Source organism: Xanthobacter flavus, assembly GCF_017875275.1.
GTDB classification, from domain to species: Bacteria; Pseudomonadota; Alphaproteobacteria; order Rhizobiales; family Xanthobacteraceae; genus Xanthobacter; species Xanthobacter flavus_A.
In genome coordinates this window covers 1,841,720-1,864,915 of the sequence record NZ_JAGGML010000001.1, presented here as the reverse complement: position 1 = coordinate 1,864,915, position 23,196 = coordinate 1,841,720, and the positions used below count along the sequence as shown (strand labels likewise).

The window sequence follows — 23,196 nt, the reverse complement described above, 5'->3', positions numbered from 1 at the left end:
CCAACTTCCTCGCCCGTTCGCCCGCCGCGCCCAAGGCTGCCCCGATGATCGAGTTCATTGCCCAGAACCTCGCCCCCATCATGTTCGCGACGCTCGTCGTGTTCATGCTGCTCGGCTATCCCGTCGCCTTCGCGCTGGCCGCCAACGGACTGCTCTTCTTCTTCATCGCCGTCGAGCTTTCGCCCTACGCGCCGGACGCGATCACGCTGTCCTGGCCGCTCCTCCAGGCGCTGCCGGAGCGCATGTTCGGCACCATGGCCAACGAGGTGCTTCTGGCGATCCCCTTCTTCACCTTCATGGGGCTGGTGCTGGAGCGCTCCGGCATGGCCGAAGACCTTCTGGAGACCATCGGCCAGCTGTTCGGCACCGTGCGCGGGGGCCTTGCCTATGCGGTGATCTTCGTGGGCGCGCTGCTGGCCGCGACCACGGGCGTCGTGGCCGCCTCGGTGATCTCCATGGGGCTCATCTCGCTGCCCATCATGCTGCGCTACGGCTACGATCGGCGCCTCGCGGCCGGCGTCATCGCCGCCTCCGGCACGCTGGCCCAGATCATCCCGCCCTCGCTGGTGCTGATCGTGATGGCCGACCAGCTCGGCCGCTCGGTGGGCGACATGTACGAAGGCGCCTTCCTGCCCGGCCTCATCCTGTCCGGCCTCTATGCACTCTACGTCTTCGCGGTCACCATCATTTCACCCAAGTCGGCGCCCGGCCTGCCCCCGGAAGCGCTCACCTGCCGCGAGCCGTCGGGCGCGCGCGGCGTGTGGCAGCTCGGCGTGCTGGTCGCCTATTCCGCCGCCATCGCCACTTTGCTGATGCGCGAGACCGGCATCAAGGCGGGCGCGGACTATGTCATTCTCGCCATCTGCGTGGCGGTGGTGGTGGCGCTCGTCTGCGCGCTGCTCAACCGCTTCCTCGGCGCGCGGCGGCTCGTCCTCTCGGCCGTGCTGACGGCGGCGTTCGGCGCGGCCTATGTGCTGCTCCGCGAGAGCGGGCATCCGACGGTCGGTCTCATGGCCGACATCCTCGCCGCGGGTGCCCTCTATGCCTTCATCGCCGGCGGGATCGAGCGGTTCACCGGCCTGCCCCTGGTCTCGCGCATGGCCGAGCGGGTCACCTTCGTGATGGTGCCGCCGCTGCTGCTCATCTTCCTGGTGCTGGGCACCATCTTCCTCGGCGTCGCAACGCCCACGGAGGGCGGCGCCATGGGCGCGCTCGGCGCCATGGCCCTCGCCGCGCTGAAGCGCCGGCTGGAGAAGAACCCCGCACGTTTCTCGCTCTCCATCCTCACGCAGGCGACCCAGACCACCGCCAAGCTCTCCGCCTTCGCCATCTTCATCGTGCTCGGCGCGCGGGTGTTCTCGCTCACCTTCTACGGCATCAACGGACATGTGTGGGTGGAGCATCTGCTCACCGGCCTGCCGGGCGGGCAGATCGGCTTCCTGCTCTTCATCAACGCGCTGATCTTCGTCCTCGCCTTCTTCCTCGATTTCTTCGAGCTGGCCTTCATCGTCGTGCCGCTGCTGGCGCCGGCGGCGGACAAGCTCGGCATCGACCTCATCTGGCTCGGGGTGATGCTGGGGGTGAACATGCAGACCTCCTTCATGCATCCGCCCTTCGGCTTCGCGCTGTTCTATCTGCGCTCGGTGGCGCCGAAGAGCGCCTATCTCGACCGGCTCACCGGCAAGCGCATGGAGCCGGTGACGTCGGCGCAGATTTACTGGGGCGCCATCCCCTTCGTGGTGATCCAGATGGTGATGGTGGGCCTCATCGCCGCCTTCCCGGGCCTGGTGATGCACTACAAATCCTCGGCCCCCACGGCCGATCCCGCCGCCGCCCAGCGCCAGCTCGACAGCCTCGATGCGCCGGCGAGCGGCCTCGGCCTGCCCGCCATGCCCGGCCTCGATGACCTGCCGAAGCCCGGGGCCGGCTTCTGATTTCGCCTTTGCCGACCGACGCCGACCTGACAAAAACAAGGGGAATGATGATGAAGAGACGGACCTTCCTGACCAATATCGCCGCCGGCTCCGCCGCCACTTTGGTGGCCGCGCCCGCCATCGCGCAGAGCCAGGCCACGGTGAAGTGGCGCATGGCGACGAGCTGGCCGAAGAGCCTCGACACCATCTATGGCTCGGCGGCCGCCATGTGCCAGCGCATCGGCGAGCTCACCGAGGGCAAGTTCGAGGTGACGCCCTTCGCCGGCGGCGAGATCGTCGGCGCGACGCAGGTGTTCGATGCCACCAAGAACAAGACGGTGGAGTGCTCGCACACCCTCACCTCCTTCTTCACCGGCAAGAATCCGGCCTATGCCTTCGACGGCGGCATCGCCTTCGGCACCAACGCCCGCCAGCAGAACGCCTGGTATTACTACGGCGGCGGCAAGGCGCTGATCCAGGAGCTGTTCGGCAAGGAGAACATGGTCTCCTTCCCCTGTGGCAACACCGGCGTGCAGATGGGCGGCTGGTACCGTAAGGAGATCAAGGGGCTCGAGGACCTGCAGGGCCTCAAGATGCGCATCGCCGGCCTCGGCGGCCGCATCCTGACCAAGCTCGGCGTGGTGCCGCAGCAGATCGCGCCGGGCGACATCTATCCCTCGCTGGAGCGCGGCACCATCGACGCGGCCGAGTGGATCGGCCCCTATGACGACGAGAAGCTCGGCTTCAACAAGGTCGCCAAGTATTACTACACCCCCGGCTGGTGGGAGGGCAGCGCCCAGATCACCACGCTTGCCAACAAGGAGGCGTGGGACGCGCTGCCGCCGGTGTTCAAGGCCGCCTTCGAGACCGCCGCGACAGAGCAGAATCTGATGATGCTCGCGAACTACGACACCAAGAACCCCGAGGCGCTGCGCCGCCTGCTCGCGGCCGGCGTCGAGCTGCGCGCCTTCCCGCAGCCGGTGATGGAGGCGGTCTACAAGGCGACGCTGGAGACCTTCGCGGAACTGGCCGCCTCCAACCCCGAGTTCAAGAAGATCTACGAGCCCTGGAAGACCTACCTGAACGAATCCAATTCCTGGATGCGCGTCGCGGACTTCCGCCTCGACAGCTTCCGCTTCTCCGCGCCCAAATGGCCGTGAGCGCGGCAGCCTGAGCCGATGATCGCAGGGCGGCCCTTGCCGCCGCCCTGCCCATACCGAAGGAGAGGGACGCCATGTCCGTGGAGCACGACACCCATCCCGCCGTCAGCGGCGAAGGCATCGGCGCCCGCGTCCGCCGCAAGGAGGATGCGCGCCACCTGATGGGCCGCGGCCGGTTCGCCGGCGACATCCGCATGCCCGGCATGAGCGACGTCGCCTTCCTCCGCAGCCCCGTGGCCCACGCGCGCATCCTCTCGGTGACGAAGCCGCAGGGGCACGAAGGCGCCGTCTTCACCGCCGCCGATTGCGCGGGCGTCGGCGACATCATCACCCGCTCCACCATCCCCGGCTACAAGCTCTCCGCCCATCCGCCGCTGGCGCGGGAGAAGGTGCGCTTCGTCGGCGACATCGTCGCCATGGCCTATGCCCCCACCCGCGCCGAGGCGGAAGACCTCTGCGAGGCGACCCTCTTCGACTATGAGGAACTGCCCGCCATCGTCGATTGCGACAGCGGCCGCGCGCCCGGCGCCGCGCTGCTGCACGAGGCGTGGGGCGACAACCTCTTTCTGGAAACCAGCTTCGATTCCGGCGGCATCGAGGAGGTCGCCCGCACTGCCGCCGTGAAGGTGGAGAAGCGCTTTCGCACCGGCCGCCAGTGCATGCACCCCATGGAAGGCAAGGGGCTGGTGGCGTGGTGGGATTTCCAGAACGACACGCTGGTTGTGAACACCTCCACCCAGGTGCCGCACATGATCCGCGCCGGCCTCGCCGAGACCTTGGGCCTGCCGGAAGCGCAGATCCGCATCGCCCCGCCCGACGTGGGCGGCGGCTTCGGCTACAAGTGCCTCCTCCAGCCCGAGGAAGTGCTGGTGGCGTGGCTGGCGATGACGCTGAAGCGACCCTTCCGCTGGATCGAGGACCGGCGCGAGCACCTCACCGCCGGCGCCAATGCCCGCGAGCATGAATATGTCATCACCGCCTATGCCGACGAACGCGGCCGGCTGCTCGGCCTCGACGCGGAAGTGGCGGTGAACGTGGGCGCCTATTCGGTGTGGCCCTTCACGGCGTGCCTGGAGGCCGCGCAGGCGGGCGGCAATCTGCCGGGGCCGTACATCTGGCCGCAGTATCGCTGCAAGACCTATTCGGTGGCCACCAACAAGCCGCCCTTCGCCCCCTATCGCGGCGTGGCGCGGCCGGGCGTGTGCTTCGCCATGGAACTGACCATCGATGCGGTCGCCGCCGCCGTGGGCCGCGAGGCGGTGGATGTGCGGGCGGAAAATCTCGTGCCCGCCTCGGCCATGCCGTACCTGAACATTACCAAGAAATTCTACGACAGCGGCGACTATCCCGCCTCGCTCGCCACCGCCCGCGAGATGATCGGCTTCGAGGCCATCCGCGCCCGGCAGAAGATGGGCGAGATGGACGGCCGGCGCATCGGCGTCGGCTTCTCCACCTATACGGAGCAGTCCGCCCACGGCACCAAGGTGTTCGCCTCCTGGGGCACGCCGCTGGTGCCGGGCTATGAGCAGGCCACCATCCGCCTCAATCCGGACGGCAGCGCCGATGTGAAGGCCGGAATCCACACCATCGGCCAGGGGCTGGAGACGACGCTGGCGCAGATGGCGAGCGAGATCCTCACATTGCCCATCGCGCAGATCCGCGTGACGCTGGGCGACACCGCCACCACGCCCTTCTCCACCGGCGCCTATGCCTCGCGCGGCATCGTCATGGCCGGCGGCGCGGTCTCCAAGGCGGCGCAGAAGCTGGCGGAAAAGGTGAAGGCGCTCGCCGCCCATCTCATGCAGTGCTCCGCCGAGCAGGTGCGGTTCGAGGGCGGCGCCATCCATGGGCCGACCGGCTCCGTCACCTTCGCCGAGATCGGCCGCGCCTGGTATCGCACCCCCGAGGTGCTGCCGGACGGCGTGGACACCGGCGGCCTCGAAGTCACCGAGGGCTACAAGCCGGACGTGGACACGGGCCTCTTCTCCTACGCCACCCACGCCGCACTCGTGGCCGTGGACGTGAAGACCGGCGCCACCGAAATCCTCGACTATGTGGTGGTGGAGGATTGCGGGCGCATGGTGAACCCCATGATCGTCGAGGGGCAGGCCTATGGCGGCGTCGCCCAGGGCGTCGGCACGGCGCTGTTCGAGGAAAGCACCTACGATTCCGAGGGCCAGCCGCTCGCCTCCACCCTCGTGGATTATCTGCTGCCCGGCCCCACCGAGTTGCCCAAGGTACGCATCGCTCACACCGAGACGCTGTCCCCGTTCTCCGCCCACGGCATCAAGGGCGTGGGGGAGGGCGGCGCCATCGCCCCGGCGGGGGCCATCGTGAACGCCATCAACGATGCGCTGAAGGATCTCGGCGCCACCCTGTGCGAGATTCCCGCGACGCCGGAGCGCGTGCTCGCGGCCCTCGCCGAGGCGCGTCGCGCGAATAACGGACGGAGCGCCGCATGAAGCCCGCAGCCTTCGACCTCACCCTCGCGACCTCCCTCGATCAGGCGCTCTCCGTGCTGGCAGGCGAGGGCGCAAAGCCCGTGTCCGGCGGCTGCTCGCTGGGGCCGATGCTCAACCTGCGCCTCGCCCGCCCCGCCGCGCTCGTGGACCTGCGCCGCGTCGGCGAGCTGCGCACGCTTCAGGGCAGCGCGACCCATCTCGATATCGGGGCCGGCTGGACCCATGCGGAGATCGAGGACGGCGTGGTGCCGGACGTGACCGGTGGGCTGATGCGCCGCGTCGCCCACGGCATCGCCTATCGCGCCGTGCGCAATCGCGGGACGATTGGCGGCAGCATTGCCCATGCGGACCCGGCCGCCGACTGGATCAGCACCATGACCGTGCTGGACGCGACCCTCCTCATTCGGGGACCGGCCGGTGCGCGGGCCTGCGCCATGGCCGACTTCATGCTGGCGGCCTACACCACCACCCTCGCGGCGGACGAGATCATCACCGCCGTCCGCGTGCCGGTGCTCTCGGCCGGAGCGAAGACGGGCTACCACAAGGTGTGCCGCAAGACCGGCGAGTTCGCCCAGGCCATCGGCGCCGTGGTGGTGGATGGCGGGCGCGGCCTCGCCCGCGTGGTGGCGGGCGCGGTGGAAGCGCCGCCGCTGGTGCTGGCGGGGGCGGGCGAACGCCTCAAGGCCGGCGACATCGCGGGGGCGCGCGCCGCCGCCAACGAAGAAATCGAGGCCGCGCTGGCGGGCCATCCGGAGGCGTTCCGCGCACTCCATCAGGTGGCCGTGGACCGCGCCCTCACCGATGCGGGGCTCGCATGAACGCCATCACCCTCACCGTCAACGGCCAGCGCCTCTCCCGTCAGGTGGAGCCGCGCACGCACCTCGCCGATTTCCTGCGCGAGGAGCTGAACCTCACCGGCACGCACCTCGGCTGCGAGCAGGGGGTCTGCGGGGCCTGCACCGTGCTCATCGACGGCAAGCCCCAGCGCTCCTGCATCGCCTCCGCCGCCGCCTGCGACGGGGCGGATATCCGCACCATCGAGGGGTTTGATGGCGATGCGCTGATGGGCGAGCTGCGCGAGGCCTTCTCCGTCCACCACGCGCTCCAGTGCGGCTTCTGCACGCCGGGGATGCTCATCTCCTCGCGCGATATCGTCAGTCGCCTGGGGGAGACATCCGAGCGCACGGTGCGCGAGGAGCTGAGCGGAAACCTCTGCCGCTGTACCGGCTATGTGGGCATCGTGAACGCCGTCTGTGCGGTCTCCGCCGGGAAGGCTCCGGCATGGCAGGCGGAGGCGGTCGGCATCGCCGCGGCTGCGGCTCCCGCGCCCGTGGCGGCTGCCGCTCCCAAGGCCGCACCGGCCCCCGCCGCGTCCATCGGTGCCGGCGGCAGCGAGATCCGCCAGAGCCTCACCGTGGATGCCGCGCCGGAGGTCGTCTGGCCAGCGCTGAAGGACATCCACCTCATCGCCCGTTGCCTGCCCGGCGCCGAGGTGACGGCCTTCGATGGAGAGAAGCTGGAGGGCCGGATGGTGGTCACCTTCGGCCCCATCAAGGCGGCCTTCGGCGGCGATGCGACCGTGACCTTCGACGATGCCGCGCGCACCGGCCTCGTCGTCGGCTCCGGCCGGGATGGCGGCTCCCGCGCCCATGGCGAGATCACCTTCGCCCTCAAGCCGGCCGGCACGGGCAGCGCCATCGACCTCGCGCTGCGCTACCGCATCTCCGGCCCCCTCGCCCAGTTTTCACGGGGCGCCCTTGTGCAAAATCTCGTCTCACACCTGACGGGGGTGTTCGCCGCCAATCTGGCCGCCGCCCTGAAAGGGGAGGCGCCGACCACTCAGACGAGCCTCTCGGCACTCGGCATTGTCAAAGTGGTGCTGGCAACGTGGTTCAAGCGGATGAAAACGTGGGTGGAACCCCACCCGAAGTGATGTCGAACGTGTGAGTACCGAGCGGCTTGCGGCAGAAAATTACTCGGTATACTGATTAAAATCGCCGGAAACGGTGGGAGGATCCGATGGGCTTCAGGAAGGTGGCGGAACTCGACGCGCTGCGCGACGGCGGCGTCACCGGGGTGGAGGTGGACGGTGTGCCTATCGCCTTGTTCCGTCAAGAGAATGAGGTTCACGCCACCCACGGCATCTGCACCCACGCGCTGGCCTTCCTGAAGGATGGCTATGTGGAGAATGGCACCATCGAATGCCCCCTCCACCAGGGCGTCTTCGACATCCGCACCGGCCGCGCTTTGTGCGCTCCCCTCACCCAGGACCTCACCACCTATGCCGCCAAGGTGGAGGGCGGCGATGTGCTCGTCGACCTCGAAACCGCCAGCACCGGCCGCGCCGATGAGGCGCCTGTCGATGCGGATCAAGTGCTTGAAAAAACGGGACGAGATCAGCTTCCGCTCGTGATCGCGGGAGCCGGCCAGGCCGCCGCCGCCGCCATCCGCGCGGCGCGCGCGGCCGGCTTTTCCGCCCCCATTCATCTCGTCGGCGCCGAGCCGCATCTGCCCTATGAGCGGCCTCCTTTGTCCAAGGAGGCGCTGGGCGAAACCTTCGATCCCGCCTCCGCCTGCCGCCTCCCGCCCGCCGACGTGGCGGCGCTGGGCGTGACGTTCCATCCGGGCCTGCGCGTGGCCGGGGTCGATGCGGCGTCGCGCATCGCAACCCTTTCTGATGGAACGGAAATCTCCTATGGCGCGCTCCTGATCGCCACCGGCGGAACGGCCCGCCGCCTCGGCGTTGCGGGCGATGACCTGCCCGGTGTGCATCACCTGCGCACGCTGGAGGATGCCCGCTCCATCGCCGCGTCCCTGGCATCCGCCGGCACCGTTGCCGTGGTGGGCGGCGGCTTCATCGGGCTGGAACTTGCCTCCGCCGCCCGGGCGCGCGGTCTCAAGGTGGTGCTGCTGGAGCGCGAGGGCGAGCTGATGTCCCGCCTCCTGCCGCCGCCCCTGGGCGCCGCCTTCCGCCGGCTCGCGCAAGCCCATGGCGTCGATATCCGGCGCGATGTGGCGGTGAAGGCGATCGCCCCGCGCGGCGGCGCTCTGGCGCTCGCGACCACAGCCGGCGAGATCCTTGCAGACACGGTTCTGGTGGGCGTCGGCCTCGTGCCCGAGACGGACCTTGCCGCCTCCGCCGGCTGCGAGGTCGCGGGCGGCATCGTGGTGGATGCGTCCGGGCGCACCACCATCGACGGCATATGGGCGGCGGGCGATTGCGCGCTCCATCATGCCCCGCTGAACGGCCGGCGCGGCCGGCTCGAAAGCTGGCAGAATGCCGAGGAGCAGGGTGCCGCCGCCGGCCGCAGCATCGCCGGGGACGACACCGCGCGGGCCGAGAGGGCGCCGTGGTTCTGGACCGACCAGTTCGGCCTCAACATCCAGATGCTGGGCGTGCCCGGCACCGGAGACGCGGTGGCTCTGAGCGGCACGGACGGCGCTGCGGGCGCCGTCTACCGCACCGTCGCGGACGGGCGCGTCACGGCTGTGATCGCCTTCTCCGAAGCCGCCGCCATCCGCGCCGCCCGCGCGGAGCTGGCCGCCGGCACCCCCTTCGACCTTGCCGCCCACGGCGCGCGTCTCCTTGCGCCGGGCGATTTTGAACCCACGCCGATCGATCCTGAGGAGGACGACATGAGCGCGAGCCCCGACGTCCAGTTCACGAAGAAATATGTGTGGCCCGATGAAGGCCTCTCCATCATCCCCGACTGGGTCTATACGGACGAAACCGTGTACCACCGCGAGGTGGAGCGCATCTTCCACGGGCGCACCTGGAATTTCGTCGCGCTGGAATGCGAGATCGAAAATCCCGGCGACTTCGTCCGCTCCAATGTCGGCCCGACCCCCGTGGTGGTCGCCCGCGCGGAAGACGGCACCATCCACGTCTTCGAGAACCGCTGCGCCCATCGCGCGGCCGAATTCTGCCGGGAATTGTCGGGCAATGCCAAGGAGTTCGTCTGCCCCTATCACCAGTGGTCGTATGACCTGAAAGGCAATCTCGTGGGCGTCCCCTTCCGCCGCGGGGTGGATGGCAAGGGCGGCATGCCGAAGGACTTCAAGCCGGCGGACCATGGCCTGAAGCAGCTCAACGTGACCACCCATCGCGGCGTCGTCTTCGCCTCCTACGCGGAGGACATGGAGAGCTTCCCGGACTATCTCGGCCCCGAGGTGCTGCGCGAGTTCGAGGCCACCTTCGACGGCCGCAAGCCCAAGCTGCTGGGCCACTATCGCCACAGCCTGCCGGGCAACTGGAAGCTCTATCACGAGAACCTCAAGGACCCCTATCACGCGACCCTGCTGCATACCTTCCTGGTCACGTTCGGCCTGCTTGTGGCGGGCAACAAGTCTCTGATGCTGGCGGACCCCTCCGGCCGGCACGGGGTGATGGCGTCCGCCAAGTCGGATGCCGTGGTGTCCGAGGACAAGAAGAAGGAAATGCGCGCCTACAAGGAGGGCATGACCCTCGAGGAGCCGCGCTTCATGGACTTCATCGACGAGTTCGACAGCCCGTGGTCCGTCACCATGGCGACCATCTGGCCGAACCTCATCGTGCAGCGGGAGATGAACACGCTGGGCATCCGCCACATCGTGCCGACCGGCCCGAACGAGTTCATCATGAAATGGACCATGTTCGGCTTCGAGGGCGATGACGAGGAGATGACCCGCCATCGGCTGCGCCAGGGCAACCTGATGGGTCCGGCCGGCTTCCTGGGGCTGGAGGACAACGAGGCGATCAAGTTCGTGCAGGACGGCATGATCGGCGTGCCCGGTGGCAAACATCTGGTGAAGCTCGATCCCGGCACCGAGGCGGGCACCGCCGACACGCTGATTTCGGAAGCCGCCATCCGCGCCATGTATCGCCACTGGCGCGACGCCATGGGTATCGCCTGAGGAGGCGCGAACATGCTGAACCCCACGAGTGCAAATGCGCCCTCCCGTGAAGATCTGATCGATGCCCTGCTGCTTAAGGCGGAGGTGGAGGCCTTCAACGAGGCCTATGCCTCCGCCCTCGACCAGCAGCGGCTGGCGGACTGGGCCGAGATGTTCACCGTCAATGGCTTCTACAACATCATCTCGCGCGAGAATTACGACCGGAAGCTCCCGGTGGGCCTGATCTATTGCGAGAACCGCGGCATGATCCGGGACCGGGCGTTCGCGCTGGAGAAGACCGCCATGTTCGCGCCGCGTTATTTGCGGCACATGGTGGGCAACCTGAAGGTCGCCGAGGCGGAGGACGGCAGCGTCGACGCCACCGCGAACTATGTGGTGTTCCAGGTGCTGTTCGACCGGCCGGACGCGACCATCCACCAGGTGGGCCGCTACATCGACCGTTTCGTGCGGGAGGAGGGCGGGCTGAAGCTCGCCTCGCGCATTTGCGTTTACGACAGCCTGCTCATCGACAACGCTCTGTGCATCCCGGTTTGAGCATGAACGCGATTGCACGAGAAAGCGAGGTCGCACGCCTCGCCGCAGCCCATGCCGCCGGCACGCGGCGGGTGAGCGAGACGGTGGACGCGGCGCTGGCCCGCGCGCAGGCGGCCCAGGCGGGGTACAATTGCTTCGCCGCGCTCGACGGCGCGGGCGCGAGCGCGGCGGCGGCGGATATGGACGCGCGCACGGCCGCCGGCGAGACGCCCGGTCCGCTCGCGGGCGTCCCGATCGCCGTGAAGGACATTCTCGATTGCGCCGGACTGCCCACGCGCTGGGGTTCACAGCTGTTCGCTGAGGCCGCGCCGGCGGCGTCGGATATCGCGGCCGTGGCCCGGCTCAGGGCGGCGGGCGCCATCGTCATCGGAAAGACGACGACGACGGAATTTGCCCATTCGCCGCTGGGCTTCTCGCCCCTCACCGGGCTGACGCTGAACCCGTTCGCGGCGGGCCTCACCTGCGGTGGCTCGTCCTCCGGGGCCGGGACGAGCGTCGCGCTCGGGGTGACGCCGGTGACGCTCGCGACCGACGCCGGCTGCTCCAGCCGCCTGCCGGCCGCGGCCACCGGCACCTACGGCTTCAAGCCGACGCTGGGCCTCGTGCCGCACGAGCGGGTGCCGGATGCCTTCGGCAGCTTCATCCATCTGGGGCTGATCGGCCGAAGCGTCGCCGATATCGCGGCAACCCTGCCCGTGGTCGCCGGGCCGTCGCCGGCCGATCCCTGGAGCCTGCGCGCCCCTCCGCTCGCCGCAACCGGCGGCGGCCTCGAAGGTGCGCGGGTTCTTCTGTGGATGCGTGCCGGGAATGGCCGTGTCGCCCGCGAGGTGGAGGCGGCGACCCGCGCTGCGGTGCGCATGCTGGAGCGGCTGGGCGCCAACGTGGCGGAGGAGGATTATGCCCTCGCTGCGCCCGATCCCATCTGGAGCACCCTGCAGCAGACGAACTGGGCGCTGCGATTTGCTACGACCTCCGCAGAGGATTTCGCGCGGCTGTCGCCGGCACTCAGGGCGGGAATCGAGGCGGCGCGGGGGTTCACCGCCCTCGACCTGATGCGCGCCCAGGTGGCCCGCGCCCAGCTGTTCCGTGGGGTGCAGGCGAAGTTCGCGCAATACGATTTCATTCTCACCCCCTGCCTCTCCGCCCCGCTGGTGGCCGCCGATTTCGACCTTTCGGCGCCCCTGGTGATTGACGGCGAGGCCGTGGGGCCGCTGCGGGCGGAGTGGACTTCGGCTTTGTCGCTCTTCGATCTTTCGGGCCACCCCGCTCTCGCGCTACCCGTCGGGCTTGCGGAGAATGGCGGGCCGCTCGGCGTGCAGCTGGTGGGGCGCTGGAACCACGATATGGCGCTGCTTGCCGCCGCCGCCGAGATCGCCGCTGGGATGCCGGCGCCGGCATGCCCTGAAGTGGAAATCCGGGGCTGAGGCTCGGGCCGGCAACCGGCCCGAGTTTGATCGTCGCCAACGCCCGCGTCCGGCGCACCGGCCGCGGGCGTGTCTACGTGTGGGCCTACTTGCCGGAGGCGACCCGTGCCGAGATCGTGGTATCGATCAGGTCGTTGGTGAAGAAGTCCGGGGCGGTCTGACCGGCCGGGACGAGACTGCCATCCGCGAGAACGTCCAGCCCCTGCCGCCAGTCGGCCTCGGCCATGATGCCCATGGGCTTGTCCTTGGTGGCCGGGGTGGCGACGAACCCCTTCAGCACGTCGATCTGCTGGCGCAGGATGGCCGGATTGAGCTTGGCGTTCGGCCGGGCCTCGATGATGGCGGCGACCGCCTCGTCCTCGTGTCCGGCCATGATGTAGGTCCACATGCCGGCGACGACGCTGGAGAAGCGGCGCAGCGCATCGGTCTTGGCCGCGATGCTCTTCTCGGTGGCGAACAGGCCGAAGCTCGGGAAGGTCAGGCCATAGGTGGTGAAGTTGATGGTGCTGGAGGGGCGCTGCGCATTCACCACGGGCAGGATGAAGGGCACGGTGGAGAAGACCCCGTCCGAGCGTCCGGCCATGTAGGTGCCGCCCTTGGCGGACGCATCCACGGCGATCAGCTCCACGTCCGACCGCTTCAGGCCGCCGGCGGCCAGGAAGCGATCGATGAAGGGGGCTTCGAGCGAGCCGGCGGTGAAGGCCAGCTTCTTGCCCTTCAGGTCGGCCGGGCCGGTGATGCCGCTGTCCTTCGGAACCAGAAGGCCGATGTCGTTCTGGCGCACGAAGCCGGCGATGGCCTTTACGTTCAGGCCCTTGGCGCGGGCGATGGCCATGGGCGCGAGTGCCGCATGGCCAACGTCGTACTCACCATTGCCGACGATCTGCACGGTTGACACGGAGCCGTTGCCATCCACCAGCTCCACATCGAGCCCGTTGGCGGCGAAGAGTCCCTTCTTCGCGGCAAGGTGGAAGGGGGCGTGGACGCCCCAGGGCGTCCAATCCAGCCGGACGCGGATCACGTCCGCTGCATGTGCCGGTAAGATAGTCAGCATACAGCCTACAATTGATGCAAGGAGGGCCGGGGCAGACAGTCCAAACATCGGGTTGATCCTTTTCTGGTAGCTATTCCAGTGTGCTTAACTCACGGGAATAGCTCGTATCGAGCGCGGTACAATGTGGTACACTGCACGAAACATGCCTCTGCTGGGAAGTCCCTTCCAGGCCGGGATTCAACAATAGCTGCCGGCGCTTGCCGGCGCGGCGGCGAGTGTGCTCCCATTCTTCTTGGCCAAGGCATCATGTGGGCTCGTGCCGTCGCGGGCTGTCGCTCGAGGAAGATGAAAGGTGAGGCCTTGAAGGGGAACGACATGACGGCTTCCGGTGCCGTGGACGCAACATCGGCGCGGGATCGGAAGGGGACACGTCGGCTCGGCGCAGGGCGGAAGATCCGGGGCGCCGATCCCGATCCGGGCCGGGATGTCCCAATCTCGGACGCGCAGGGCCGCGATGCGGAGGCCACCTTGCGCGAGGTGGCTGTTACCCACGATGCCGCCGGCGCTTCGTCCCCCTCCATGCCGCTGTGGGAGCGGCCCGGCTATCTGGTGCGCCGGCTGCATCAGATCCACTCCGCCATCTTTCTGGAGGAGTGCAAGGCCTTCAACATCACGCCCGTGCAATACGGCCTCATGACCACGCTGCTCCAGCATTCCGGCAGCGACCAGCGCACCATCGGCGTCGAGGTGGGCATCGACCGCACCAATGTCGCGGACGTGCTCGAGCGCCTTGCCGAGCGCGGCCTCGTCCGCCGCGAGCGCTCTGAGACGGACCGGCGCGCCATGAACGCCTTCCTCACCGATGAGGGCCGGACGCTGGTGGGCGAGATGTATGAGGCCATGGTCCGCGCCCAGCAGCGCCTGCTGGAGCCGCTCGATCCGGAATACCGCTCAGCCTTCCTCGCGATGCTGACGCAGTTGGTGGAAGGCAACAACCACTACAGCCGCGCCGAGCTGAAGGCCGATTTCAAGGTCCGCCGTCGTCGCGCTCCGGGTGAGGACTGAGCGACCTTCGGCGGCGCGGGTGGTGGGGGTCTGTGGCTGACGATGGGGAAAGTTCGAACACCTCCATTTGACACGTCGCGGAGCGGACGTAACTATATGGTTAGATAACTCGCGGCGGGTTGCCCCGCCGATGGGATCTGCCTCGCCCTGATGCGCGCCAACGCGGGGGCGGGAGTGACACGACAAGGCCCGCACATGATACGGGCCGGATGGAACGGGAGGATAAGATGGCGCTCAAGGCGAGGTTCGGCGCGTGGCTTGGCGGTGCGGCGGTGCTCCTGTGCACCACCCTTTCGGCCGCTGCTGCCGACAAGGTGACGCTGCTGCTGAACTGGTACAATTACGGCGAGCATGCGCCGTTCTACCTCGGCATCGAGAAGGGATACTTCCCGGCCGAGGGTATCGAGCTTTCCGTGGAGGAGGGGCGCGGCTCCGGCGCGACCGTGCAGGCGGTGGCGGCGGGCTCCGCGACGTTCGGCTACGCGGACTTCGGCACCATGGTGAAGGCGGCCGTCAAAGGCGCCCCCATCAAGGCCGTGGGCATCATGCTGCAGAAGAGCCCCATGGCCGTGCAGGGTTTCGCGGACAAGAACATCCGCACCCCCAAGGACATGATCGGCAAGACTGTCGTCTATACACCGGGCGACAGTTTTTCCCAGCTGTGGCCGGCACTTCTGAAGGTCAACGGCATTCAGGACAGCCAGGTGAAGGTCATCACCGGTGATGCCGCCACCAAGCGCAACGCGGTGATTTCCGGCCAGGCCGACTTCCTCCTCGGCAACGTCAACGACCAGAAGCCGCTGATCGAGGAAGCCACTGGAAAGCCTGTCTACGCCATGCTTTTCGCCGATTTCGGCGTCAACACGGTGAACGGCTCCGTCATCGTGCGTCCGGACCTTCTGGAGAAGAACCCGGACCTCGCCAAGCGTTTCCTGCGCGCGCTGCAGAAGTCCATCGCGGAAGCCAAGTCGAATCCGCAAGGCGCCGTGGATGCCATGCTTAAGGTGAACCCGAAGGCAGGTAAACGCGAGACCCTTCTCGCCAGCTGGACTGTGACCCTGCCGCTCCTGCACACGGCCCTCACCGAGAAGAAGCCGCCCCTGTGGACGGACCCCAAGGACATCGCCGGAACCTTGGACATCCTCTCCAAATACTCTGGCGTGGACATCGACCCCGCCCAGGGCGCGAAGTTTTACACCAACGACTTCCTCCCGAACTGACAGCGATATCGATGCTGTCAGCCCCGGTTTTCACCGGGGAATCGATGCCGTTCGGGAGAGAGTCAGTCGAATGATGCCGAGGCCCCCGCCGCGCGCGGGGGCCGAGCCGTTCCAGATCGCGCCAGACCCGCGCGCCATGAACCACCTAACCGGATAGTTACCAAAGGAGCCCCCATGGTCGCCGGCACCGCCCGCCTCTATGCCATCATCGGCGATCCCGTCGGCCATGTGCGCACGCCGCTCGTGTTCAATGCGTATTTCGCCGAGCGCGGCATCGATGCCGTCTGCGTGCCCATCCACATCCGCCCCGACGAGCTCGAAACCGCGATGGCGGGCCTCAAGGCCATCGCGAATCTGGATGGCTTCATCGTCACGGCGCCGCACAAGGCGCGGGTGGCGGGCATTGTAGACCGGCTGGTGGGGGACGGGGATAAGGTGGGCGCCGTGAACACGGTGCGGCGGGAGGCGGATGGCACCTTCACGGGCACCATGCTGGATGGCCACGGCTTCGTCGCCGGCCTCGCCAAGGCGGGGTGGGGGCCGCAGGGGAAATCCGTCTACATCGCCGGCGCCGGCGGGGCGGCGAGCGCCATTGCCTTTGCGCTGGCGGGGGCGGGCATGGCGCGGCTCACGCTCTTCGATCGCACCCCCGCCATCGGGCAGGCCCTGCTTAAGCGGGTGAAGGCGGCCTACCCGCAGATCGAGACCCAATTCGGCACCCGCGACCCCTCCGGCCATGACCTGGCGGTGAATGCGACGCCGCTGGGCCTTGAGCCAGATGATCCCTTCTCCTTCGATGTGGAGAAGGCGGGCCCGGAAACCCTCGTCGCCGAGGTGCTGATGAAGCCGGAGACCACGGCTCTCCTCCACGCCGCCGCCGCGCGCGGCTGCGCCATCCACCAGGGCAGGCACATGCTGGATGGCCAGCGCGATCTGATGATGGCCTATTTCGGCCTTGCCCTGCAGGCGGGCGCATGAGCCCGGAAGACGCCGCCCGCCTCGCCGGCCTGCTCCATGCGGCGCGGCAGGGGGCGCGCCTTGCCGAGCTGCCCGCCGACGCGCGCGTGCCCGCGACGCCGGAGGAGGCCTATCAGGTGCAGTCGGAGATCGTCCGCCTTTCGGGTGAAGACATTCGCGGATGGAAGGTCACGGCGCTGAAGGAGGAAGACCGCGCGGCCTATGGCGGCACGCGACCGGTGGCCGGCCCGCTGCTCTCCGGCTGGGTGTTTCCCGCGCCTGCCGAGGTGGCGCTTTCCCGCTTCGTTGCGCCGCTCCTGGAATGCGAATTCGCCTTCCTGCTGGGGCGGGATCTGCCCCCGCGCGAGACGCCCTACACCCTGGAGGAGATTGCCGAGGCGGTGGCCGCGCTTATCCCCGCCTTCGAGATCGCCGATGGCCGCGTGCCTCCGGACGCCCCCGGCGCCCTGCGCCTTGCCGACAGCATGGGCAACGGCGCCTTCATTCCCGGAACGCCGGTGAGTGACTGGCGCGCCCTCGACCGCGCCGGCCCCGTCACGCTCCGCATCGACGGCATCAAGATCGAGACCGGCAGCGGCGCGCGCATCCTCGGCGACCCCCTCAAGGCCGTCCAGCACCTCGCCAACGCCCAGCGCCTCTGTGCGCCCTTGCGCGCCGGCCACATCATCACCACCGGGACGGCGACGACGCCGGTGCGGCTGGAGCGAGAGGGACGGGTGGAGGCGGATTTTGGGGCGGTGGGGCGGGTGGGGGTGGGGATCGCGTAGGCCAATCCAAAAGGGGCGACACCAAAAGGGGCAACACAGAAAAGGGCAACCGCCAGCGGCGCAGTTGCCGCTTGATTGCAGACGATGCTACCGATGAGGAAGCGGACGGCCCGCCGTGGGGGCAAAAGCAGTCTGCGCTGAACGAGGGGGATATCGTGATCGCGTCGATCCGGGGGCTTGTCGTGTGCGCGGTCGCGACCGCTCTTGTCGCCGCCTTTGGCGCGGGGGCGGCGGCGCAATCCATCGATTTCAGCCGCCCCTATTATGAGGGCCGCTGGGCCTGGCAGAGCAGCGCCAGACCGCAGGAAAACAGGCAGAACACCAGCCGCCTGCAGTTCAACGCCACGGCCGATCGCGCGGTCTATTGCTATGACGGCTCTTGCTACAACGTGACGCCCAGGACGACGGCGGACGGCGGCTTCACCTTCCCGGGCCTCGGCAAGAACGGCTTCAAGTTCGACCCCGCAAGTTCCGATGCGCAACTCACGGGCGGCTACTGGTACACCTACCCCTCCAGCCGCGCGCCCGACGCCACCATCGTCTTCCGGCTGAAGTCCGGCGCCCCGGCCGCCGCCGCCATCGACTTCAGCCGCCCCTATTATGAGGGCCGCTGGGTTTGGCAGAGCAGCGCCAGAGCGCAGGAAAACAGGCAGAACACCAGCCGCTTCCAGTTCAACTCCACCGGCGAGCGTGGGGTCTATTGCTATGATGCCTCGTGCTTCGCCGTGAAGCTCACCCCCGCGGCGGGCGGCAGCTTCACCTTCCCGGGCCTCGGCAAGAACGGCTTCAAGTTCGCCTCCTCCAATTCCGAGCGGCAGCTCAACGGCAGCTACTGGTACACCTTCCCCTCCAGCAAGACGCCGGACGCGACGGTGGTGCTCAATCTGAAGCCGTGAGGGGGGGCGGCGACGCGCTCGAAGCCGTCCGGCACATCGCCGGCGCCCGGCTTTGTGCGCGCCCCTGCGCGAGGGGTGGATCGTGACGACCGGGACGGCGACGACGCCGGTGCAGCTGGAGCGAGCGGGACGGGTGGAGGCGGAGTTCGGGGCGGTGGGGCGAGTGGGTATGATGAGGCAGTAGGTCCCGCCGACAATGGGCGACTTTCCGTGACTCAGTTGCAGCTTACACGAACGCGGCGGTACCGATAGTGAGGCCGCAGGCCACTTCACTGCGCCGAGGTCAGGAAGCATCGCGGGATCGTCGATCAATTAACTATAATTGAAAGCAAAGATTAATTTTCAGATAACATATTATAATTTTCGATGGAATCACTATATCTCAAATACGTGAGGATATTTTTCGCTATTAAAGCAAATTTTTCTATCTAAATCAAGTTTCGGTATTCCATGATCTCCTATTCGTATCAGAGATCGTGAAAAGTATGGTTCCGTATCTATTTTCGTATCTAATAAATCAAATCCGACATCAACGATTCTATCACCCGTATTATTTTGCGTTACGATTGCAATTTTCAGATTTCCATCGGGGAGTATAGACGAAATTGTGTATCCTAAATCAGATTCGAATTCACTGGAGCGCTCCATCGGTTCGCTTCTATGATGGCCAATTGTCAATTGAATGCGTGCGGTAAATCCAGAAACTATATCGACGGATTTTCCATTGAGAATAACCGCGGTAGCGACGATAAATCTATCAATTTCGGTTGCTTCGATTTTTTCTCTTTGGAAGATATCAAAAACTTCTCTTTTAACGGCATTCAATTCAAAAGCTGAATTTACAACTATTTTTTGCGAAAAAAGGCCAGCCATTCCGTATAAAATATCTGGATCGTTGCAATTAATTATATTTTGATAGGATTCGTCTGTCGGAAACCATGATTTAACGGCATTTTTAGATTGTTTTTTGGTCAGACCAATCGACCGTAGGAGGTCGTGTTCACTTTCTTCTTTAATCTTTGTGAGTAGGTAGTGCCGGAGCCACCAGCCGCAGGGGCCTTTCGGATCTAGTGGCCTTTTTTGATTGCTTTGATAAGTGTGAAAGAACGCAATCTGAGAAAATATATACGCCGTCGAATCGAGTGTTGCGCCTCTGTTTCTTTTGGAGTGCGCGATAAAATCTCCAACTTCGCGGGTAAATGGGCCGATTCGAGACTCTCTGTATTTCAAGTAAAGCGCGAGAACGTCGGCTTCCGTGTACCGTCCACTTTGGATTCGGGCGGCAGATGGCATTTCACTATCCTACCAAACGGATGGGGCACATCGAGTGTGCTGAAATTTTTTGCCAATCGCAACATAGCGACATCCTTAGTGAGAAACTTGATATTGCTTTATCGCTTACCAGTTCAAATCGCTCCCCTCAAAACCGCCCCTCCCGCCCCTCCTGAAACGCGGTGATCCCCTCCTGCCGGCCCCGGTCGCTCATGCAGATCACGTGCAGTTCGTTCTCGTGGCGGATGCCGGCCTCCAGCGGCATGGAGAGGGCGGCGCGGGTGGCGGCTTTGACGGCCTGGGTGGCGAGGGGGCTGAAGGTGGCGATGCGCTGGGCCAGCGCCGTGGCGTGGGCGTCGAGGGCGTCGTCGTCCACCACCTCCTCCACGAGGCCGATGGAAAGTGCGCGCGCCGCATCGATGGTGTCGCCGGAGAGCAGCAGGCGCATGGCCTGTCCGTAGCCCACGAGGCGCGGCAGCATCTGGGAGGCGCCGCCGCCGCCCACCCATCCCCGCGTCACCTCCGGCGCGCCGAATTTGGCGGACGTGCCGGCGATGCGGATGTCGGCCCCGAGCGCGATCTCCAGCCCCCCGCCCAGCACCCAGCCGCGCAGCAGCGCGATGACGGGCTTGCGCATGTCGCGCACCACGGCGGCATATTCCACCCGGTTGCGGAAGGCCCAGAGGTCGGTGATCTCGCCGAGGGCATTCATGTCCGAGCCGGCGGAAAACGCCTTCTCCCCGCCGCCGGTGATGAGCACCACGCGCACCCCATCGTCCGCATCCAGCGCCGCGCAGGCCGCCGCGAGGTCGCGGGCCATGGCGGGGGTGATGGCATTGTGCTTGCGCGGCCGGTCGATGACGAGGCGCGCCACCGCCCCTTCGTGGGTGACGCGGATGGCGCCGTCGGTGTCGCTCATGCGTTCTCTCCCGTGCGTGCGGCGGAGCGGCGCTCCACCTCCTCGAAGATGGCGGAGACGTCGCGGTCCGTGCCGCCATGGGCCATCATGTCCGTGAACAGGCCGGTCAGCGTGTCGAGCAAGGTGAGGCTCAGCCCCATCTCCCCCGCCAGCGCCTGCGCCGTCCTCAGGTCCTTCAATTGATACTGCGCCGGGGAGCCGGGCACGAAATCCCGCGCCGCCATGCGCGCGCCGTGGAGGTTCAGCACCTTCGAGTCGCCGAAACCGCCCATCAGCGCCGTGCGCAGGTTGGCAAGGTCCGCCCCGCCCTTCGCGGCGAAGGCGAACGCCTCGGCGACGCCCGCCATGGCCGCGCCGACGATGATCTGGTTGGCGAGCTTGGCCAATTGCCCCGTCCCCACCGGCCCGATGCGCGTCGCCCGGCCCATGGGGGCGAAGAGGGGGGCAAGGTCCGCGATGGTGCCTTCATCGCCCCCCGCGAGGATGGCGAGGGTGCCGTCCCGCGCCCCCACCTCGCCGCCGGAAACGGGCGCGTCCACGTATCGGATGTTTCGCGCGGCGGCTTGGGCGGCCTGCGCCCGGCAGGTCTCGACGGGGATGGAGCTCATCACCACCATCGTTGCGCCGGGTTTGAGCGCATCGAGCGCGGGGCCTTCGAACAGTACCTCGTCGATCACCGCGCCGGTGGAGAGCATCACCACCGCCGCCGCCGCGCCCTCAAGCGCCGCTTCCGGCGCCTCGGCGATGGTGGCGCCGTGGGCAAGAAGCGGCTCCGCCTTCGCCCGGCTGCGGTTCCAGGCGGCGACGCGGAAGCCGGCCTCGGCGAGCCGCCGCGCCATGTGTCCGCCCATGATGCCGGTGCCGAGGAAGGCGATCCGCGCCCCCGGTGCGATCTCCGCCATGGTGTCCTCCGAGGTTCTTAGGCGGTCTTCGCCGCCTTCTTCACTGCCGCGAGCTGCTTGAATTCTTCGGACTTCTTGTAGAACGCATCCAGCGGATAGCAGCCGGAGACGATGCCGTTGCGCGGTGCCGAGGTGCAGTCGGAGAAGGTGCGGCACACCTTCTTCTTCTGGAAGGGCCGGCCGTGCAGCACGTCGAGCGGCAGGTCGGGATAGGAGAGCACCATGCGGCCGAGGCCGACGACATCCGTCCAGCCCTGCCGCACCACCGCCTGCGCCACGTTGGGCAGGAATTCCTGAAGATAGGTATAGCCGGAGCCGATGAGGGTGAAGTCCGGGAAGCGTTGCTTCAGCGCCCGCACCACCTCCAGATGGCGCATCACGCCCAAGAGCGGGTCTTCCGGCGGCTGGTAGCCGTCGGAGGGCGGATAGCTCGCGGGGCGGGTGACGTGGGGATTGTAATAGGGGCTGCCGAGCGTGACGTTGACGAGGTGGATGTCGAGCGCCCGCAGCACCTCGAACACCTCGAACGTCTCGTTGAGATCATAGGCCGTGGGGTCGCCCGCATCGGTGCCGAAGCCGTAGACATAGGGCAAAGCGCCGGCCGCATTCTCCGGCACGCCGGGGCCGAGGATGCCGGGCACGCTCGCCGCAGGGTCCGGCCGGTAGGCGATGAGGTCGATGGCCGAGAGGCGCACGCCGAACTTCAGCCCCGGGCAGGCCGCGCGGATGCCGCTCGCGAGTTCCCGCAGGAAGCGGGTGCGGTTCTCCAGGGGTCCGCCGAACGCGCCGGGTCGGCTGCGGGCGGAGAGGAATTCGTGGCCGAGATAGCCGTGGCAGTGCTTCAGGTCCACGAAATCGAAGCCGCAGGCCTGCGCGCGTTTGGCGGCCGTGATGTAATCGTCGATCAGCCGCCAGATGTCGTCGTCCGACATCACCGGATACTCCTCCGGGATACCGAATTTCCGGTCGAGCACCGGGTGGCGGTAGAGGATCATCTGCTCGAACTTGCGATTGTCGTTCGGCTTGCAGAAGCGGCCCGAATGGGTGAGCTGGAGGCCGATGACGAGCTTGTCGTCACTGCCGGTGGCCTCCCTGTGGGCCGCGATGACCGTCTCGCGCAGGCCGGCGATGGCCGGCTGCGTCGCCTCGGTCATCACCAGCTGGAGCGGGTTGGCGCGCCCGTCATGGCGCACGGCCACCGCCTCGCCGCCATAGATGAGCTTCGCCCCGCTCTCGCCGAACCGCCGCCACCGCCGCACGGTGTTCTCGGTAGGGGCACCCTCCCGCGTGCCGTCCCAGCCCTCCATGGGGTGGATGGCGAAGCGGTTGCCGATGGTCATGCCGTCGACCGTCAGCGGCGCGGCCAGCGGCTGGTCGGGGCCGTGGGCGACGATGTCGTCGCAGGGCATGTCCGCGCCCAGCTCGGCGAGATGCGCGCGGAAGCCGGCGACGCCGGAGAAGGACGTGATCTTCGGGAAATCCCCATACTTCATGGAGGGCTCCTTGGGGTGTTTCTCGGGGCGTTTCGGATGCGGGCCTTGCGGCCGGCGTTCTTGCTTATGTAACTGGTTAGTTAATACGGGTGAGGCGGGGCTGTCAATGTGGATGGCGTGGGGAGGATGCAGGCGGGAAAGGTGCGGCGTGAGGCGCCACCCGCGCTCCCTCTCCCCTTGCGGGAGAGGGTTGGGGTGAGGGGTGTTTCGCCCTTTGCCCGGAAGTTGAGATTGCGGCATCAGCCCCCTCACCCCCAGCCCCTCTCCCGCGAGGGGAGAGGGGAGCGTGCTTGGGCATCTTGGA

Annotated in this window: 18 protein-coding genes; 13 read left to right on the top strand and 5 right to left on the bottom strand. The window is 67.2% G+C overall.

What is annotated here, in order from left to right; all coding sequences use genetic code 11:
* Positions 1–44: 44 nt before the first annotated feature.
* From J2126_RS08985 to J2126_RS08950, 8 genes are all read left to right on the top strand, one after another.
* Positions 45–1,934: a TRAP transporter large permease gene (locus J2126_RS08985; protein WP_209485883.1), complete on the top strand. Its 1,890-nt coding sequence runs from the start codon at positions 45–47 to the stop codon at positions 1,932–1,934.
* Positions 1,935–1,984: 50 nt separating this feature from the next.
* A complete protein-coding gene (locus J2126_RS08980) occupies positions 1,985–3,073 on the top strand; it encodes a TRAP transporter substrate-binding protein (protein WP_209485881.1) in 1,089 nt (362 codons plus the stop codon).
* A 74-nt stretch (positions 3,074–3,147) separates the two neighbouring features.
* Positions 3,148–5,535 (top strand): xanthine dehydrogenase family protein molybdopterin-binding subunit, encoded by a 2,388-nt coding sequence (locus J2126_RS08975; RefSeq protein WP_209485879.1) that lies wholly within the window; start codon positions 3,148–3,150, stop codon positions 5,533–5,535.
* Positions 5,532–6,353 (top strand): FAD binding domain-containing protein, encoded by an 822-nt coding sequence (locus J2126_RS08970; protein WP_209485877.1) that lies wholly within the window; start codon positions 5,532–5,534, stop codon positions 6,351–6,353. Before J2126_RS08975 ends, J2126_RS08970 begins: the two co-directional genes overlap by 4 nt.
* Entirely contained in the window at positions 6,350–7,468 is a 1,119-nt protein-coding gene (locus tag J2126_RS08965) for a xanthine dehydrogenase family Fe-S subunit (RefSeq protein WP_209485875.1), read from the top strand. The genes J2126_RS08970 and J2126_RS08965 overlap by 4 nt, the downstream gene beginning before the upstream one ends.
* Positions 7,469–7,554: 86 nt before the next feature.
* Positions 7,555–10,428 carry an FAD-dependent oxidoreductase gene (locus J2126_RS08960; protein WP_209485874.1) on the top strand — a complete coding sequence of 958 codons (2,874 nt, stop codon included), beginning with the start codon at positions 7,555–7,557 and terminating at the stop codon, positions 10,426–10,428.
* 12 nt (positions 10,429–10,440) lie between these two features.
* Entirely contained in the window at positions 10,441–10,962 is a 522-nt protein-coding gene (locus J2126_RS08955) for an aromatic-ring-hydroxylating dioxygenase subunit beta (RefSeq protein ID WP_209485866.1), read from the top strand.
* 2 nt (positions 10,963–10,964) lie between these two features.
* Positions 10,965–12,386: an amidase gene (locus J2126_RS08950; RefSeq protein ID WP_209485864.1), complete on the top strand. Its 1,422-nt coding sequence runs from the start codon at positions 10,965–10,967 to the stop codon at positions 12,384–12,386.
* Positions 12,387–12,471: 85 nt separating this feature from the next.
* On the opposite strand, the gene J2126_RS08945 is transcribed toward J2126_RS08950, so the two are convergent.
* Complete coding sequence (locus J2126_RS08945) at positions 12,472–13,407, bottom strand: ABC transporter substrate-binding protein (RefSeq protein WP_209485862.1); 936 nt, start codon at positions 13,405–13,407, stop codon at positions 12,472–12,474.
* A gap of 348 nt (positions 13,408–13,755) precedes the next feature.
* Between J2126_RS08945 and J2126_RS08940 the strand changes: the two genes are divergently transcribed.
* The 5 genes from J2126_RS08940 to J2126_RS08920 all read left to right on the top strand — a co-directional run bounded on the left by J2126_RS08940 (position 13,756) and on the right by J2126_RS08920 (position 18,306).
* The gene (locus J2126_RS08940; RefSeq protein WP_209485860.1) at positions 13,756–14,445 is read left to right on the top strand and encodes a MarR family winged helix-turn-helix transcriptional regulator; all 690 of its coding nucleotides are present in this window, start codon (positions 13,756–13,758) and stop codon (positions 14,443–14,445) included.
* Positions 14,446–14,672: 227 nt separating this feature from the next.
* Positions 14,673–15,665: an ABC transporter substrate-binding protein gene (locus J2126_RS08935; protein ID WP_209485858.1), complete on the top strand. Its 993-nt coding sequence runs from the start codon at positions 14,673–14,675 to the stop codon at positions 15,663–15,665.
* A 174-nt stretch (positions 15,666–15,839) separates the two neighbouring features.
* On the top strand, positions 15,840–16,643 hold the full coding sequence (locus tag J2126_RS08930) for a shikimate dehydrogenase family protein (RefSeq protein WP_209485850.1): 804 nt from the start codon (positions 15,840–15,842) through the stop codon (positions 16,641–16,643).
* Complete coding sequence (locus J2126_RS08925; protein WP_209485848.1) at positions 16,640–17,410, top strand: 2-keto-4-pentenoate hydratase; 771 nt, start codon at positions 16,640–16,642, stop codon at positions 17,408–17,410. The genes J2126_RS08930 and J2126_RS08925 overlap by 4 nt, the downstream gene beginning before the upstream one ends.
* Positions 17,411–17,565: 155 nt before the next feature.
* Positions 17,566–18,306, top strand: a complete 741-nt coding sequence (locus tag J2126_RS08920) for a hypothetical protein (protein ID WP_209485841.1) — start codon at positions 17,566–17,568, stop codon at positions 18,304–18,306.
* Between the two features lie 375 nt (positions 18,307–18,681).
* Here J2126_RS08920 and J2126_RS08915 read toward each other — a convergent pair whose 3' ends face one another.
* The 4 genes from J2126_RS08915 to J2126_RS08900 all read right to left on the bottom strand — a co-directional run bounded on the left by J2126_RS08915 (position 18,682) and on the right by J2126_RS08900 (position 22,892).
* Positions 18,682–19,599, bottom strand: a complete 918-nt coding sequence (locus J2126_RS08915; RefSeq protein WP_209485839.1) for a hypothetical protein — start codon at positions 19,597–19,599, stop codon at positions 18,682–18,684.
* Positions 19,600–19,726: 127 nt separating this feature from the next.
* Positions 19,727–20,497, bottom strand: a complete 771-nt coding sequence (locus J2126_RS08910; protein ID WP_209485837.1) for an enoyl-CoA hydratase/isomerase family protein — start codon at positions 20,495–20,497, stop codon at positions 19,727–19,729.
* Positions 20,494–21,462, bottom strand: a complete 969-nt coding sequence (locus J2126_RS08905; RefSeq protein WP_348634396.1) for an NAD(P)-dependent oxidoreductase — start codon at positions 21,460–21,462, stop codon at positions 20,494–20,496. The genes J2126_RS08910 and J2126_RS08905 overlap by 4 nt, the downstream gene beginning before the upstream one ends.
* The gene (locus tag J2126_RS08900; protein WP_209485835.1) at positions 21,417–22,892 is read right to left on the bottom strand and encodes a hypothetical protein; all 1,476 of its coding nucleotides are present in this window, start codon (positions 22,890–22,892) and stop codon (positions 21,417–21,419) included. The genes J2126_RS08905 and J2126_RS08900 overlap by 46 nt, the downstream gene beginning before the upstream one ends.
* Between the last annotated feature and the right edge of the window lie 304 nt (positions 22,893–23,196).

Bases quoted from the DNA above. Each gene is read 5' to 3' on its own strand.
- J2126_RS08985 (WP_209485883.1), top strand. From the start codon at position 45: ATGATCGAGTTCATTGCCCAGAACCTCGCCCCCATCATGTTCGCGACG.
- J2126_RS08980 (WP_209485881.1), top strand. From the start codon at position 1,985: ATGAAGAGACGGACCTTCCTGACCAATATCGCCGCCGGCTCCGCCGCC.
- J2126_RS08975 (WP_209485879.1), top strand. From the start codon at position 3,148: ATGTCCGTGGAGCACGACACCCATCCCGCCGTCAGCGGCGAAGGCATC.
- J2126_RS08970 (WP_209485877.1), top strand. From the start codon at position 5,532: ATGAAGCCCGCAGCCTTCGACCTCACCCTCGCGACCTCCCTCGATCAG.
- J2126_RS08965 (WP_209485875.1), top strand. From the start codon at position 6,350: ATGAACGCCATCACCCTCACCGTCAACGGCCAGCGCCTCTCCCGTCAG.
- J2126_RS08960 (WP_209485874.1), top strand. From the start codon at position 7,555: ATGGGCTTCAGGAAGGTGGCGGAACTCGACGCGCTGCGCGACGGCGGC.
- J2126_RS08955 (WP_209485866.1), top strand. From the start codon at position 10,441: ATGCTGAACCCCACGAGTGCAAATGCGCCCTCCCGTGAAGATCTGATC.
- J2126_RS08950 (WP_209485864.1), top strand. From the start codon at position 10,965: ATGAACGCGATTGCACGAGAAAGCGAGGTCGCACGCCTCGCCGCAGCC.
- J2126_RS08940 (WP_209485860.1), top strand. From the start codon at position 13,756: ATGACGGCTTCCGGTGCCGTGGACGCAACATCGGCGCGGGATCGGAAG.
- J2126_RS08935 (WP_209485858.1), top strand. From the start codon at position 14,673: ATGGCGCTCAAGGCGAGGTTCGGCGCGTGGCTTGGCGGTGCGGCGGTG.
- J2126_RS08930 (WP_209485850.1), top strand. From the start codon at position 15,840: ATGGTCGCCGGCACCGCCCGCCTCTATGCCATCATCGGCGATCCCGTC.
- J2126_RS08925 (WP_209485848.1), top strand. From the start codon at position 16,640: ATGAGCCCGGAAGACGCCGCCCGCCTCGCCGGCCTGCTCCATGCGGCG.
- J2126_RS08915 (WP_209485839.1), bottom strand. From the start codon at position 19,599: ATGCCATCTGCCGCCCGAATCCAAAGTGGACGGTACACGGAAGCCGAC.
- J2126_RS08910 (WP_209485837.1), bottom strand. From the start codon at position 20,497: ATGAGCGACACCGACGGCGCCATCCGCGTCACCCACGAAGGGGCGGTG.
- J2126_RS08900 (WP_209485835.1), bottom strand. From the start codon at position 22,892: ATGAAGTATGGGGATTTCCCGAAGATCACGTCCTTCTCCGGCGTCGCC.